18 protein-coding genes and 2 tRNA genes are annotated in these 14,472 nt (G+C 34.3%); 7 read left to right on the top strand and 13 right to left on the bottom strand.

All coding sequences use genetic code 11. The features are described 5' to 3' along the window. Nucleotides 1-24 precede the first annotated feature (24 nt). The 6 genes from DOS84_RS14955 to DOS84_RS14930 all read right to left on the bottom strand — a co-directional run bounded on the left by DOS84_RS14955 (nt 25) and on the right by DOS84_RS14930 (nt 4,173). Nucleotides 25-984, bottom strand: a complete 960-nt coding sequence (locus DOS84_RS14955) for a quinone oxidoreductase family protein (protein ID WP_111410932.1) — start codon at nt 982-984, stop codon at nt 25-27. A gap of 162 nt (nt 985-1,146) precedes the next feature. After that, nucleotides 1,147-1,632, bottom strand: coding sequence for a nuclear transport factor 2 family protein (locus DOS84_RS14950; protein ID WP_111410931.1), 486 nt, complete (start codon nt 1,630-1,632; stop codon nt 1,147-1,149). Between the two features lie 96 nt (nt 1,633-1,728). Next, nucleotides 1,729-2,265 carry a MepB family protein gene (locus DOS84_RS14945; RefSeq protein ID WP_111410930.1) on the bottom strand — a complete coding sequence of 179 codons (537 nt, stop codon included), beginning with the start codon at nt 2,263-2,265 and terminating at the stop codon, nt 1,729-1,731. Nucleotides 2,266-2,334: 69 nt separating this feature from the next. After that, nucleotides 2,335-2,967: a peptide-methionine (S)-S-oxide reductase MsrA gene (gene msrA, locus DOS84_RS14940; RefSeq protein WP_111410929.1), complete on the bottom strand. Its 633-nt coding sequence runs from the start codon at nt 2,965-2,967 to the stop codon at nt 2,335-2,337. Between the two features lie 18 nt (nt 2,968-2,985). Next, the gene (msrB, locus tag DOS84_RS14935; RefSeq protein ID WP_111410928.1) at nt 2,986-3,537 is read right to left on the bottom strand and encodes a peptide-methionine (R)-S-oxide reductase MsrB; all 552 of its coding nucleotides are present in this window, start codon (nt 3,535-3,537) and stop codon (nt 2,986-2,988) included. A 156-nt stretch (nt 3,538-3,693) separates the two neighbouring features. Further along, nucleotides 3,694-4,173 (bottom strand): GNAT family N-acetyltransferase, encoded by a 480-nt coding sequence (locus DOS84_RS14930; protein WP_207802070.1) that lies wholly within the window; start codon nt 4,171-4,173, stop codon nt 3,694-3,696. Between the two features lie 145 nt (nt 4,174-4,318). Between DOS84_RS14930 and idi the strand changes: the two genes are divergently transcribed. The 7 genes from idi (at nt 4,319) to DOS84_RS14895 (ending at nt 7,495) form a co-directional block, all read left to right on the top strand. Next, nucleotides 4,319-4,846 (top strand): isopentenyl-diphosphate Delta-isomerase, encoded by a 528-nt coding sequence (gene idi / locus DOS84_RS14925; protein WP_111410927.1) that lies wholly within the window; start codon nt 4,319-4,321, stop codon nt 4,844-4,846. A 126-nt stretch (nt 4,847-4,972) separates the two neighbouring features. Next, on the top strand, nt 4,973-5,383 hold the full coding sequence (locus DOS84_RS14920) for a 6-pyruvoyl trahydropterin synthase family protein (protein ID WP_111410926.1): 411 nt from the start codon (nt 4,973-4,975) through the stop codon (nt 5,381-5,383). Then, a complete protein-coding gene (locus tag DOS84_RS14915) occupies nt 5,383-5,841 on the top strand; it encodes a peroxiredoxin (RefSeq protein WP_111410925.1) in 459 nt (152 codons plus the stop codon). Before DOS84_RS14920 ends, DOS84_RS14915 begins: the two co-directional genes overlap by 1 nt. A 63-nt stretch (nt 5,842-5,904) precedes the next feature. Next, nucleotides 5,905-6,873: a type I phosphomannose isomerase catalytic subunit gene (locus DOS84_RS14910; protein ID WP_111410924.1), complete on the top strand. Its 969-nt coding sequence runs from the start codon at nt 5,905-5,907 to the stop codon at nt 6,871-6,873. A gap of 56 nt (nt 6,874-6,929) precedes the next feature. Next, nucleotides 6,930-7,199 carry a hypothetical protein gene (locus tag DOS84_RS14905; protein ID WP_111410923.1) on the top strand — a complete coding sequence of 90 codons (270 nt, stop codon included), beginning with the start codon at nt 6,930-6,932 and terminating at the stop codon, nt 7,197-7,199. Between the two features lie 75 nt (nt 7,200-7,274). Continuing rightward, nucleotides 7,275-7,348 (top strand) — tRNA-Thr (locus tag DOS84_RS14900). A gap of 73 nt (nt 7,349-7,421) precedes the next feature. Then, nucleotides 7,422-7,495, top strand: a tRNA-Thr gene (locus DOS84_RS14895). A 348-nt stretch (nt 7,496-7,843) separates the two neighbouring features. On the opposite strand, the gene DOS84_RS14890 is transcribed toward DOS84_RS14895, so the two are convergent. From DOS84_RS14890 to DOS84_RS14860, 7 genes are all read right to left on the bottom strand, one after another. Continuing rightward, complete coding sequence (locus DOS84_RS14890) at nt 7,844-8,560, bottom strand: DUF4369 domain-containing protein (RefSeq protein WP_111410922.1); 717 nt, start codon at nt 8,558-8,560, stop codon at nt 7,844-7,846. 193 nt (nt 8,561-8,753) lie between these two features. Next, nucleotides 8,754-10,616 (bottom strand): M61 family metallopeptidase, encoded by a 1,863-nt coding sequence (locus DOS84_RS14885; RefSeq protein ID WP_111411061.1) that lies wholly within the window; start codon nt 10,614-10,616, stop codon nt 8,754-8,756. 240 nt (nt 10,617-10,856) lie between these two features. Continuing rightward, a complete protein-coding gene (locus DOS84_RS14880) occupies nt 10,857-11,135 on the bottom strand; it encodes a DUF2805 domain-containing protein (protein ID WP_111410921.1) in 279 nt (92 codons plus the stop codon). Nucleotides 11,136-11,318: 183 nt separating this feature from the next. Beyond that, the gene (locus DOS84_RS14875; protein WP_111410920.1) at nt 11,319-11,921 is read right to left on the bottom strand and encodes an alpha-ketoglutarate-dependent dioxygenase AlkB family protein; all 603 of its coding nucleotides are present in this window, start codon (nt 11,919-11,921) and stop codon (nt 11,319-11,321) included. 73 nt (nt 11,922-11,994) lie between these two features. After that, nucleotides 11,995-12,702, bottom strand: a complete 708-nt coding sequence (aqpZ, locus tag DOS84_RS14870) for an aquaporin Z (RefSeq protein WP_111410919.1) — start codon at nt 12,700-12,702, stop codon at nt 11,995-11,997. 154 nt (nt 12,703-12,856) lie between these two features. Beyond that, nucleotides 12,857-13,759, bottom strand: coding sequence for a DMT family transporter (locus DOS84_RS14865; RefSeq protein ID WP_111410918.1), 903 nt, complete (start codon nt 13,757-13,759; stop codon nt 12,857-12,859). Nucleotides 13,760-13,815: 56 nt separating this feature from the next. Further along, a complete protein-coding gene (locus DOS84_RS14860) occupies nt 13,816-14,238 on the bottom strand; it encodes a DUF2721 domain-containing protein (RefSeq protein ID WP_111410917.1) in 423 nt (140 codons plus the stop codon). Between the last annotated feature and the right edge of the window lie 234 nt (nt 14,239-14,472).

Genomic DNA, 14,472 nt, shown 5'->3' with positions numbered 1-14,472 from the left:
GATGGCACGCCCAAATGAGTCTTTTTAAGGAATCAAGATGATTTTTCCAGTGCTTCTTCGGCTTTCCAGATAATCATGAGCCAACTTGCCTTCGGACAGTTTGAAAACTGTGGGTGCTGCAATAGTGATATCACCATTTGCAATCCAATTAAATAATTGATGGGCTCTCTTTATACGTTCTTCTTTTGAAATTAAATAGCTCCACAGGTCACCACCGGTCAATGTTTTGGAGGTATCCATCAACATTCTCGGGTTTACCAATTCGGGGTCACCACCTGCCATACCGAAAAAGACGACTTGTCCACACATTTTGGTTACCTCAAAACTATCGGTCAAAGTGCTACCAATACTATCGTAAACGACATCAACACCATTTGGACAAAAATCGAATACTTGCTTTTTCCAATCTTCAGAATAAAGAAAAACAGCGTCGGCACCATTTTGTTTTGAAACTTCCGCTTTTTGAGAAGAAGAGGTTAGTCCAATAACTCTAGCACCTAAAAGTTTGCTAATTTGTGTCAAGAATTGTCCAACTCCTCCAGCTGAAGCATGAACCAGCACGGTTTCTCCTTTTTGGGTTTTGTGACTGTCGGTTGCCAAATAATGTGCGGTCAAACCCTGTAATAAAATGGTTGCTGCTGTTTCGAAAGAGATACTCTCTGGCAACGGAATTAAATGCTCAAGAGGAACTGCGACGAACTCGGCATTGGCAAAAGGAACATCAGCAAAAGCCACTCGGTCACCAATTTTAAAATCTGAATTTCCATTGGTTTCCACCACAATTCCTGCTCCTTCGTAACCGGCAATAAAAGGTGGATTTCCTTTGAGATGGTAATTTCCTTTGCGCCTGTACACATCGGCAAAGTTGAGGCCGATTGCTTTCATTTCGACCAATATTTCACCGGATTTTAATATTGGTGAGGGGATTTCTATATATTCAAGTACATCGGAATTTCCGAATGTTGAGAAGGTAAGTGCTTTCATATGTTGATATTCATTGTTTTTTATCTGTCATATGTAATTCGCATATCATCATTGGTATTTGCGACCATTTTAAGATTATGCTCATTTCATTGTTTGTTTTTTAGGATGCAAAGAAAGCTAAATTTTAGGATTTAATGAAAGTTGGGAATGCGAAAAGAGAGGTTAGTGGTCATAGCTTATCATTCTAGAAATTTTCCATTGGTTATCTACTTTTTTCCAGATTGCAAGAAATTTAAATGTACCTATTTCCTCTTTCCCGTTTTCAATGTGTCGGAATTGATGAGTAGCGATTTCGATAGCTCCAAAATCTTTTATAGGATGTACTTCAAGACTGCCTTTTACTAATTGACGAGTCAGTTTGTTTTCGTTTTTAAACATTTTTTCAAAATTACCAAAAACGGTTTCATAAGAAAGTAAGCCTCCATTGTCTTGGTACCATTCCAAATCTTCGGCAAACAAGGGTTTAAATTTTGCCATATCTTTTGCATTGAATGCATCAAAAAGAATGGTATCCATTGTTGCAATTTCATTGTACAATTCTTGCGAAGTTGGAGCGACTTTTTTTTCTTGGGCCTGAGCAAAATTTTGACCTATTATCAATAGAAATAATAGATAAAAAGGTAGAAATTTAAATGCTTTTTTTCTCATGATTTTAAATATTAAGAAATAAGTTGTTAAAATTTAGATTTGTATTGTTTTTAAAGATAGGAAAAGAATATTAGATTTTAATAATCGCAACTTTTTTTAGTCTTCTGTAAGGAATAGTAATTTTGCTCGTTTTAGATCTATTTTTTGGTCTTTTTGTATTTCCAAGAAATAATCTAATTGCCATTTCTGTGTTTTTTGCGCTTGTTTACTGGTCGTTATATCCCAAGGCGGATAAACTCGAATGGCTCGTTTTCCTTCCTTTTTATCTGATACAATTTCCTTGGTTATCAAAATTGATTTAGGGAAAATAAATAGGCCGAAGTGATTGTCTTTTCGAGTACTGACGATAAATAAGTTAATTGGGTCGGTAGAGTCAAAAGGTTGAATAGGACCTTGAGCTATTCTTTTCCAGAGCGTAACAAATTGGCCTGTTTTGGTAGGTGTGATTTTTGCAGTTCGAAAGAGAATGTTTAAATTATTTAAAACAAAAGAACAGGCTCCATATTCAGAACTTTCTGCCTCAAGAATGGGTTGGGTGATTTCGAAATTACAGTTGTCAAAAAGTATTTCTTGGATCAAAATTAAATCTTTCGGAATACCTTCTGAAGTACTCCAAGGCTTTTGTATATTCATTTGGCAAATTTAATGTTTGTTAAATTAAAAAAAAGCCGAAAATGGATTTCGGCTTTTATAATTTGAAAATTACTTTTTGGTTTTCAATTTATCTTTAAATACTTTTTCAAATTTTTCCAACTTGGGCTGTATTACCATTTGGCAATACGGCTGGTTTTTGTTATTGGCATAATAATTTTGATGGTAATCTTCCGCTTTGTAAAACTTTGTGAAAGGTTCGACTGTTGTTACAATAGGATCTTTATACACTTTAGCTTTATTTAGTTCGGCAATAATGGATTGAGCGGATTTTTTTTGCTCTTCATTATTGTAAAAAATAACGGAGCGATATTGTGTCCCTCTGTCGGCTCCCTGTCTATTAAGCGTTGTTGGGTCATGCACAGTGAAGAAAACTTTGAAAATTTCATCGAGATTGGTCACGTTTTTGTCAAAAGTAATTTGAACTACTTCAGCATGACCTGTAGTTCCCGAGCAAACTTCTTCGTAACTAGGGTTGGCAATTTTGCCTCCAGAAAAACCCGAAACAACAGATTTCACTCCTTTCAAGTTTTCGTAAACTGCCTCTACGCACCAATAGCATCCTCCACCAAGGGTTATGGTTTCAAAATTTGATTGTGTCATTTTTTTAGTTGTATTATTGTTTTGAGAAAATAGTGTTCCTGTAAATAGCAAACAGGCTAGAATTATTGTTTTCGTTTTCATGTGAATCGTTTTTAATTTTTATTTAGCATCAGGCACAAAATCAAGTGCGATGGAATTCATGCAATATCTTTTTCCAGTTGGTGCAGGCCCATCGTCAAATAAATGTCCCAAATGTCCGCCACATCTGCCACAAAGAGCTTCAATTCTTTCCATTCCAATCGAATTATCGTTTTTAAAGACAATACTTTTTTTGTTTTCTTGTTCAAAAAAACTTGGCCATCCACAACTGCTTGCAAATTTGGCTCCCGAACGAAAAAGGAGGTTGCCACAAGCTGCACAATAATAGGTTCCTTTTACATCGGTGTTCCAATATTTGCCGGTAAAAGGTCTTTCGGTATCGGCTTTGCGAGAAACTAGATAAACATCTTCCGGGAGAATTTTTTTCCACTCGGCATCGGTCAAATTCAGTTTTGTAGTATCGGTATGAGAGTAATATGGATTCCCAAGTTTACTTTGATAAGTTTCAGCTGGAATCATTGCGTTACTCTTCGTTTCTTTACTCTGCCCACAAGCTTGAAAAACAAATAAGGGGAGTAATAATAAAGTAAAAAAAAATGATGTTGTTTTCATGGTGTTTGTTTTTATTCCCAAAAGTAAAGGACAAATTACTATCAAAATGTCGGGTATTTTACAATTCAATTTCTATTTATGCAATTTTTAACTATTGTTATTTACGTTAAAAAAGGCTTTTTGGTTTAAAAAAAAAGTAATAAATAAGATGTTTTGCTATAAACCAATACGCATATTAATTAAATGCTTTTTGAATCCTGCCTTTTCGTATGCTCTTATTGCTGAAGAATTGTCATTGTAAACATCCAATCGCATTTCACATATGCCTTGCGAGCGAACCCATTTGCTTAGCGCTTCAATAATTTGGGTATTTATTCCTTCTCCGCGGTGATCCGGGTGCGTGTACATAAAACCCAAATAAGCATATAATTTGTGATTCAAATAGGGTTTTGCATTTTCAATTCTGGCATAGCCGGAGCCTATAATTTGGTCATTTAAAACGGCAATAATGACTTCAACATCTGAGGCCGAAATCATTTGTCCGATGTCATAATAACTTATTTTTTCCTCTTTCAGTGTTGAGTCAAATGGACGCTCGGCGGCAATAATTCCTTGTTCAAATTCAAGGAGTATGGCTAAGTCGTCTAGGGTTGCTTTTCGGGTATAAATCATTGTGATTGTGGTGAATTTTATCATATCAAATATACAAAATGGAATGTAGAATTTCTGTAGTTAGGGTTTTAAGATTTATCAAGAGAAATAACTTCCACAAAAAGCAAAAAAAAGTTAAGGCCTTAAGAAAGCATATCTTTTTTGTACTTTTGTTTCATTAATAGATTATATGGAAGAAGAACAAGTAATATTAGTAAATGAATTGGATCAACAAATTGGTTTAATGGCCAAATTGGAAGCACATGAAAAAGCCATTTTGCATCGTGCTTTTTCTGTTTTTGTTTTAAATGACAAAAATGAAATTATGCTCCAACAACGAGCACATCAAAAATACCATTCCCCTTTATTATGGACGAATACCTGCTGCAGTCATCAGCGAGACGGTGAAACAAATATTCAAGCCGGTAGCCGTAGATTGTATGAGGAAATGGGTTTTAAAACGGAGTTAAAAGAGCTTTTTAATTTTATTTACAAAGCTCCTTTCGATAATGGTTTGACTGAGCATGAGCTTGATCATGTAATGATTGGCTATTATAATGATGAGCCGATGATTAACCCCGAAGAAGTTGAAGACTGGAAATGGATGAAAATTGAAGATATTCAAAAGGATATGCTTTTAAATCCAGAAATTTATACCGTTTGGTTCAAAATTATTTTCGATGAATTTTATCATTTTTTAGAAGAACATACAATATGAGAAGGCAGAAGTTATAAGTCAGAAAGCAGGTATTAGAAATTTTAGAAAGCAGAAATCTAAAATTAAAAATCAATAAACTGAAATCAATAAACTGAAATCTGTAATCTAAAATCTAAAATATCCCCTATGAGAGTAACCCTATCTAGAAAAGCCCATTTTAACGCAGCTCATCGTTTGTATAGAAAAGATTGGACTTTCGAACAAAATGATGCCATCTTTGGCAAATGCAATAATCCTAATTTTCACGGACACAACTATGAATTAATAGTAAGTGTTACAGGTGAGATAGAGAAAGAAACGGGTTATGTTATGGATGTGAAGTTTCTAACCGATATTATCAAGGAAGAAGTTGAGGATAAATTTGACCATAAAAATTTGAATTTGGATGTACCCGAATTTCAAGATTTAAACCCCACAGCAGAGAATATTGTAGTGGTGATTTGGAATAAAATCCGAAAAAAAGTAAAATTGGAATTGGATCTGGAAGTGGTCCTTTATGAAACACCGCGCAATTTTGTAACCTATAAGGGAGAATAATGGAATTGAAAGTAGGAGATAAAATTCCAAATTTTAGAGCAAAAGATACCAATGGAAATGATTTTGACAGCCAGGAAATAATTGGACAAAAACCATTAGTTATTTATTTTTATCCAAAAGACAACACACCGGGATGTACTGTCCAAGCCTGCAGTTTTAGAGATCAATACGAAGATTTTAAAGATTTGGGCGCTGAAGTGATTGGGATAAGCAGTGATAGCGTTGTGTCGCATCAAAAGTTTACCCAACAATATAAGCTACCTTTTATACTTTTATCGGATTCGGACAAGAAAATAAGAAAGCTTTTTGGAGTACCTTCAGGTTTGTTCGGAATATTGCCTGGCAGAGTTACTTATGTTGCCGACAAAGCCGGAACAATAATTATGGTATTTGATAGTATGATGGCAAAACGCCATATTCCAAAAGCGCTTGAAGCAATCAGAGAATTAAAGCAATAAATTGATAAAATAGTATTGTGTTTTGATTATGAAAATATAGAAATTTGTAAAAAAAATAAAAACATGAATTCAAAAATATATCCGTTACAGTTTGATTCAATCCTAAAAGAAAGAATTTGGGGTGGAGAAAAATTAAAAACAATTTTGAATAAACCAATTACATCCAGTATTACAGGAGAAAGTTGGGAGTTATCCACTGTTGAAGGTGATGTAAGCGTCGTTGCAAACGGTAATTATAAAGGAAAAGCATTGACGGAGTTAATCAATGAATTTCCAAATGAAATTCTGGGAACGGCAGTTTATAAAAGGTTTGGAAATCAATTTCCATTGCTTTTTAAATACTTGGATGCTCGTGAAGATTTATCGATTCAAGTACATCCCAATGATGAATTGGCTAAAAAGCGTCATAATTCTTTTGGTAAAACCGAAATGTGGTACGTTATGCAAGCCGATGCCGACGCAAGAATTATTGTTGGATTCAAGAATGATTCCAGTTCGGAGGAATATGTGGAGCATCTTAATGATAACACGCTGATTGATATATTGGATACTGTAAAAGCAAAACCCGGAGATGTTTTTTTCTTGGAAACGGGCACGGTTCACGCTATTGGAGCTGGATTGGTCATAGCCGAAATACAACAAACCTCCGATATCACTTATCGTTTATATGATTTTGACCGTAAAGACGCCGAGGGGAATACTAGAGAACTTCATGTAGATTTGGCTTTGGATGCCATAAATTACAAAAAGGTTGATACCTATAAAGAATATGCCAAACAAGTAAATAAGTCAAATACAGTTGTTGACTGTCCATACTTTACGACTAATTTTATTCCATTGGAAAATGAAAAAGAGGTTGTGAATTTAGGGTTGTCCTTTGTAGTGTATATGTGCGTTGAAGGTTCTTTTGAAATAGCTTACGATGGTGTAACTTATCAATATATAAAAGGAGATACAGTACTTATCCCTGCTGCAATGAAGAACTATAATTTGAAGGGAAAAGCTTCTATTTTAGAAATTTACATTTCATAGTTGGGAATAGAAAGATTATGTGTACTTTTGCAAACGCAAATTAAATAAAAAATAAAATGGCAAACGTTAAGAATTTAAAGAAAGACATCAACTACGTTTTAGGAGATATTATTGAAGCAGTTTACTTGTTTGAAATTTCTACAACAGGAAAACCTACTGAAGAAACGAATGCATTGATTGACGAAGCTATCGCTGCTTTTGATGTTTTGATCACTAAAGTGAATGCTAAAAATGTTGAAAACAAAAAAGCACATTTCAAACAAATAAATGTAGAATTGGAACAAACTGCTAATCAATTGATTGGTAAAATCAACGATTTGCAGTAAAAAAAAGGTCAAAAAAAGTTTGGATTTATTTTGGAAAAAAGAAATTCAGACTTATATTTGCACCCGTAATGAGTCGCCAGCGTAGCTCAGTTGGCTAGAGCAGCTGATTTGTAATCAGCAGGTCGTGGGTTCGAGTCCCTCCGCCGGCTCTTTAAAAAAAACCATCTATTCATTTAGGTGGTTTTTTATTTAAGTTGGCACATTACAAAATATATTGAGTCCGCCAGCGTAGCTCAGTTGGCTAGAGCAGCTGATTTGTAATCAGCAGGTCGTGGGTTCGAGTCCCTCCGCCGGCTCTTTAGTAAAACCACCTAACTTATGTTAGGTGGTTTTTTTGTTTTAGGGTAGTTTGTAATTTGGGTACAAAAAAGAAACTTGAAAACAGATAATCTGAGCTGTTTTTAATATTGCTGTTGATTCCTATTGGCTCGCGAGAGGGATAGAAGCTAGCTACCGAAGTAGCGCGGATAGCCCGACCGCATTATGGGAAGGGGGCGAATAATCGATGTGTGGAGTTGCCCCCGTTCATAATGGGGTTTCGCCCATATGAACTTTTGAAAACAGATAAAGCAAATGATCTATTAATTGATACAAAAAAAACCGCCTTGTTGATAGGCGGTTTTGATTTGTAGAACAAAGTTGAATTACTTAGCTTCAGTTTCCTTTATGGCATCAACGTATTTAGTTAATTTTTTACCATAAAGTGAGTTGGCTACTTTTGGAGTCATTGATTTTTGAATGGTATCCAAATATTTGATGTTTATATCATAAATTTCAGCTAAAGCGATGTATGGAGACACTTCATGGTCTTTATTGTTTACTGCAAAATTGGTTGCGTAAAGATATTTACGCTTAATGTTGTTGTCTTGTAAAGCGTTTATGCTGTCTATTGCTTTTGCATTGTTGCTCTTTACAGCCTTAAATTTTTGCTCTATCAAGGTTAGATTTTCATCACTGAAACGAGAATTTATTTTTTTGTATTCCTCATATAATTCTTGGTTTTTTGACCCAGTGATTTTTGCACTTGAAATAAATGAATCTAAGTTGGTCTCAATGTTGATTGTTCCAGGTTCTGCAAAAAACATTATGTTGTTGTCTAACGAGTTGGTTACACCTCTGTCAAGATATAGGTACAACATTTCAGGAGATTTTAAGTCAATGTTACTTTCAAAAGCAGAATTTCCATCAATCTTTATACTGTCGATTGCCACAAGGGAAGAGTCAGCATATCTTTGAATGTACAAAGTTCCTTCTTTTAATCCTTTGATGTTTCCTGTAATATGCAGATTTGTTTTGGATTCATTTTTGTTACAAGCAACCAAAAGAAATAGGGTAACAAAAGCAATAATTGAATTTTTCATGTATAAATTATATTTGTTTTTTTGGAAACGTAAAAACGCTATTCTTCATTGTTGAATTTGGGCGATTTTAGTTTTGTTTATTTTTGGCGCAAAATAAAGAAAATTGTTGGAATGAATGGTTTTAATGAGAGTGAATTTTAAAAAAAAATCCCATTCGCCGCAGCGAATGGGATTTTGTCAATGGTTGTTAAGATTATCCTTTCAGCCAGGCTTCTCTCAAAGCTGCTTTTGAAGCATCTGTTGCTTCAAGACCGTCGGTATCTATATAAGGGAATTTCACAACTCCTTTTAATATTTGTTCTTTTCCGTCACGTTTAATTTTTATGGAGATGGCATCGTTCTCTTTCCATTTTTGACTTTCCGAAATCATGTCGTAAATATTGTCTAGCGAATAAGGCTTCTCATTGATGGCAAGAATTATGTCACCACCTTTTAGATCCAATGTAGTATAGAAAATACTCAATTCTTTGTTTGGAGCCACGAAAATCTCTTTGTTTTCATGATTGACAGCGATATAGGGAACCTGACCTTTTAGGAATATTCCTTCCGGTGTTTTTTTGGTAACTTTTGTTACACCTACTTTTGCTAAATAATCATAATAAGGAATTGGTGTCGGTCCAGATACATATGTGGTTAAAAATGTGCCAATTTCTGGGTAGGTTAATGAAGTTATTTTTGCAAATAGATCACCATCGTTAAATGGTTTTGAAACTCCATATTCATTAGATAGTTGATGCATTAAATCCAATATTCCTCTTTTTCCTCCACTGCTTTCTCTGATTTGTATATCCAAACACATTCCAATTAATGCACCTTTTTGGTATACATTTAAGTATTGATCTTTATAAGGCTCAATTAGTACATTAGCACTCATTGTAGTAAATGGCATGGTGTCATTTAGCGCTTTTGCACCTTCAATTTTTTCGGATATGCGAGAATAGAATTCATCCTCATTTATTAACCCTTGATTGATTTGGAAAAGGTTGGCAAAATATTCAGTTACTCCCTCATACATCCATAAATGCTGAGACATTTTTGGTGCATTATAATCAAAATACTGAATTTCTTTTGAGTGAATTGTTAATGGAGTTACGATATGAAAAAATTCATGTGAAACTACATCTTTCATTTCTTTTACCAATTCTTCTTTTGGCATCATTTCTGGCATAACTACAGTAGTTGCAGTAGGATGTTCCAATGCTCCAAAACCTTTTGCATCGGTTTGTCCCATTGTAGAAAGATAAAGAATAACGGTGTATTTTTTTGTTGAATTGATTTTTCCTAAAAATGTTTTTTGAGCCGTCATCATTGTTTTCATTTCGGGAGTAATATTCTCTGCGGTGAATTTTCCTGATGGTGAGTATACTGCAATCTGAATGTCCATACCATCTACATTAAAAGTAGTGTAATCAGGTTTGGAATACATAATTGGGTTTTCCAATAATTCTGAATAAAGAGGCATTTCGAAAAGATCTACTGTTTTTGAAGCATCTTTGTCAATCATTGAGGTAGCTCCCCAAAGTGTTTCAGGATGAGTAATGGTAACTTTGTAAGGGATTTCTTTTTTGTCTTGAAAATAACCAACAAAACCATGTAAGTTAAGCATGAAGTTTTTATTGACATCGATGTTTGTTCCAGCTGGGGAGAATACATCGTCTTTTCCGAAACCTCTTCCTTTTTCAGTATCGAAAGTGTCGTTTACTAGGTAAGTAATTTTCACTAATGATTTTGCTTTTTTGATTGACCAAGTGTTATCATCACTTTTGGTAACAGTTAATAGGTTTCCTTTGTTGTCATACGCTTTGAAATCGGCAACATATTTTCCATAATCATCTACCGAATAAGTTCCGGGAACTGTTTTTGGAAGACTATAGGTGATTTCGTCTGTTTTGATTTTTGGGGCTTTTACCGTAACCAAAACTTGGTCGTCTTTTACATCAGTAAGATTGATGTTGACTTCAATTTCTTCTTTTTTTGAATCTACAGGATGTGTAGTGTTTGCTTTACTTGTCCAAATTAGAGAAGAAAAAGCAAATGCAAAGATTATTTTTTTCATTTTGTAAGTGTTTGTTTTGTCCATTAGTATTTCAAAATCAAAAAATGTTACAAAAATGTTTTAATTAATGGGCTTTCCGCAAAAAAATAACTAAAAAAGTGAACTTGATATTTGTTGGGAAAATTTTTTTATTGTTTTTTAATACAAATTTGTGTTTGGCTAGTTGTTTTCAATAGCAAATTGGGATTGAAAAAATTAAAATAAAAAAACTCCTGAAATTCAGGAGTTTATAAGGTTTGGTTAGTCTAGTTTGTTTTTTATGTAATATTTTCCATCTAAATCTTCATCAAAATCATCGATTTTAAGAGGTTTTGGTTTTGGTTTACTTGCAATAGCTTTCTTTTTCCACATTTCATATTTTTCTGCGGGCATTTTCTTTTTCATAATTTCAAGTACCTCTTTCTCTGCTAATCCAAATTCTTTTTTAATAATTTCAAATGGATTTCTCTCCTCTTGGGCCAATGCAATCAGTCTTTCTGTTTGTTCCCAGTTTAATTCTTTGCGGTTACTCTTTTTCATCACGTGAAAATTAATTCTATTTGGTGTTAATGATTAATAAATCTGATTTTAAATCTTATACCAATATTAATAAAAATAATTATTACTTTTTATTTTAATTAAAAAAATATTCAATTTTTTAATTCTTATTGGCATATGATCTTTTTAAAAGAAGTTTTGATTCAATTTCCAGATTAATTGTTTTTATTTGATTATACGAAAGGTCAGATTTATTCTTGATCCAATAGGTTTGGTTGTTTTCGGAACTTGATGTTTCCAAAAATGCTGTGTAGTGCCTTTCATTAATAACAAGCTACCGTTTTCTAAAATAAGATTCTTTTTTTGAGTGGTATCAAAGTTGTGTTTCAATTGAAAGTTACGTTCTGCGCCTAAACTTAATGATGCGATTACGGGATTTGTGCCTAATTCTTTTTCGTTATCCGCATGCCATCCATTGCTATCACTGCCATCTCTGTAATAATTCAATAAAACTGTTGTGAAATTTGTGTCGGAAGCACTTTCTACAAGCGATTTGATTTTTTGTAAAGTCAATGTCCAGTAATGAGGTTGCATGGTGATATTAGAATAGGAGTAAGGTTTTCCTTCGTTTCCGTATAAAGCTGTTAATCGGGGTTGCAAATGTTTTTTACCATAAACAGTAATTTCGTCCTGTTGCCAAGGTGTGTTTTTAAGCAATTCCTGAAAAAGAGAATCGGCTTCCTCTTTTGAAAGAAAAGCTGGGAAGTAGATGATTTCGGCATCTGGTAAATTAAATATTATGGGCTCGGATTGAAAAAGTGAATTCATATTGCAAAAATAAAGAGAAAAACAAAATCTGGTATTTCATTTTTCTCTTTATAATTTATTTTATGTTTAAAATTTATGCTTCGGAATGGTCTTGCAATAAATTTTTATAAATAAAACCAGCAACAACAGCACCTAAAATAGGAGCAACCCAAAACAGCCAAAGCTGTGATAGTGGTTCACCGCCTACAAAAATAGCCTGAGATAATGATCTTGCAGGATTTACAGAAGTATTTGTAATTGGAATACTGATTAAGTGAATAAGAGTAAGTCCAAGTCCAATAGCAATTCCAGCAAATCTTCCGTTGGCAAATTTATCGGTGGCGCCAAGTATAATTAAAAGGAAAAATAATGTTAGTGCAAATTCAGCAATAAAAGCAGCTTGCATGGAATAGCCATCTGGGGAAAAAGCACCATACCCATTAGAGGCAAAAGCGCCAGCCTTAGTATTGTCTATCATAAATCCAGCTTTTCCAGAAGCAATGGTAAAAAGTGTCCCGGCAGCTGCAACAGCACCTACGCATTGTGCTATAATATAAGGAAGTAATTCTTTGGCTGAAAATCTTCCGCCAGCCCATAATCCAAAAGAGACTGCCGGATTAAAATGCCCTCCAGAAATATGTCCAACAGCATAAGCCATGGTCAAAACGGTTAAACCAAAGGCCAATGAAACTCCTATAAATCCAATTCCTAAATCAGGTATACCTGCGGCAAATAATGCGCTACCACAACCTCCAAAAACCAACCAATACGTTCCGAAAAATTCTGCAAAAAGTTTTTTCATGATAAAAAAATTTAGTTAATAGCTAATTGGTGAAAATGTTTAAAATAGTTTTCCAATACAACGACTTTGTAATTTAACAGGAATTGTATGGATTACGAATTTATAAAAAAATTAACAAATAATAACTATAACTATGTTTTTTTAATACTGATAATCAGTTAGATTGCTCTTCTTTGAAGTTGATATTCATTATTATGATGGACAATATAATAAGGAGTATGCCAATCCATTGTAGTAAAACAACATTTTCATGCAGGAGAAAATATGCCATTAAAACGGAGACAGGAAGTTCAAGTGCCGAAACGATACTTCCTAATCCAATTCCTGTAAGTGGAAATCCAGCATTCATAAGCATTGGAGGAATGATTGTACCAAAAAGAGATAATATAATTCCCCATTTAAGGAATATGCCATAATGGAATTCTGTGTTTTGTGTCGCGATTCCAAAGGCAAAAACAATTATGGCTCCTCCCAAAAGCATATATAGGCTGCGTTGTGCCGACGAAATTCCTAAGGCAACTCGATTGGCAGTAAACATAGTGGTCGTGAACGAACAGGCGGCCAATATTCCCATGATAAGCCCCCTCCAATCCAACTGAATTTCATCCTTAAAGATGTTGGTCGCCAAAAGTGTTCCTATTAAAACTACAAGAGCCGCCAAGATTTTTTGCGTTGAAGGGATTTTTTTTTCTAAAATCATTTCCAGTATTAAACCAATCCATACTGTTTGCATTAACAATACAATGGCAATGGAGACAGGGATATATTTGACGGCCAAATAATAAAAGACACTAGTCAAACCCATTGAGGTGCCGGCAATCATCAACTGAAATATGTTTTTCTTTGTGGCTTTGATAACCTCATTTTCATTTTTTGATTTTTGAAACCAATTAATAATTAGAATTCCGGTAATTCCTAATATAAATTGTGAGATGGTAACTTCGGCGGTAGTATATCCTTCGTCATAAGCCATTTTTACAAATGTTGCCAGCATTCCGTAACTAGTCGCGCCAAATCCTACCAAAAAGGCTCCTTTGAGTGTGTCGTTTTTAAACATATTTGTGGGTGTGTTGTTTTTTAGATATTTCTCTAGTGAAAAGAAGTCTATTTCGCTTAGATAGCTGGCTGTTGTTCTTTTTCAAGCTCTTTATGGGTCAAATCACTCAAATGCAAACGCAATGCATCAACCGAAATGTTGATCTCCCAAAAGCAAAGTGCCAAAGAGATTAATAAGGCAAGCAAACTGAAACCAAATAAATAAATTCCAGTCAGTTGATAATCTAAGAATAATACCAGCATTGTAAAAACAGACAGGAATAAACTCAATACACCTGCCATCTGCATAAAGCGGATGAGAGTCAATCGTAGGTTGAGGTTTTTTATTTCCAGCAAAATCATTCGATTCTCCTTTTCTTTATAGGCTTTCTTCAGACCGCGTATAATGGTCGCGAGTGTCAAAAACCGATTGGTGTAGGCCAACAAGATTAATGAAGTTGCCGAAAACAGTAAAGCAGGAGTTTCTATATGAAGTGTCATTAATGTAATTTTTAGACTGCAAAGTTCGTTTTTTTTAAGCAGTAATAAAAACCGCAAGTATAGTTTGTAGATGTTCAAAAGAGAGGGTAATATATAAGGTAGCCAAAATTCAAATACTCAGGAGCTATTTCCCGCTATCCGCTGCAATCTTATAAGCCGAACCCCTGCTTATAAGGATTTCCGCTTCTATCGGGGCTAGGGCCCGGGTTTTCATAAGATGAGGGTGAAAAATCA

The organism is Flavobacterium aquariorum (assembly GCF_003254745.1).
GTDB classification, from domain to species: Bacteria; Bacteroidota; Bacteroidia; order Flavobacteriales; family Flavobacteriaceae; genus Flavobacterium; species Flavobacterium aquariorum.
Note: the sequence above shows the minus strand (reverse complement) of the source record. Positions and strands in the feature narration are given on the sequence as shown.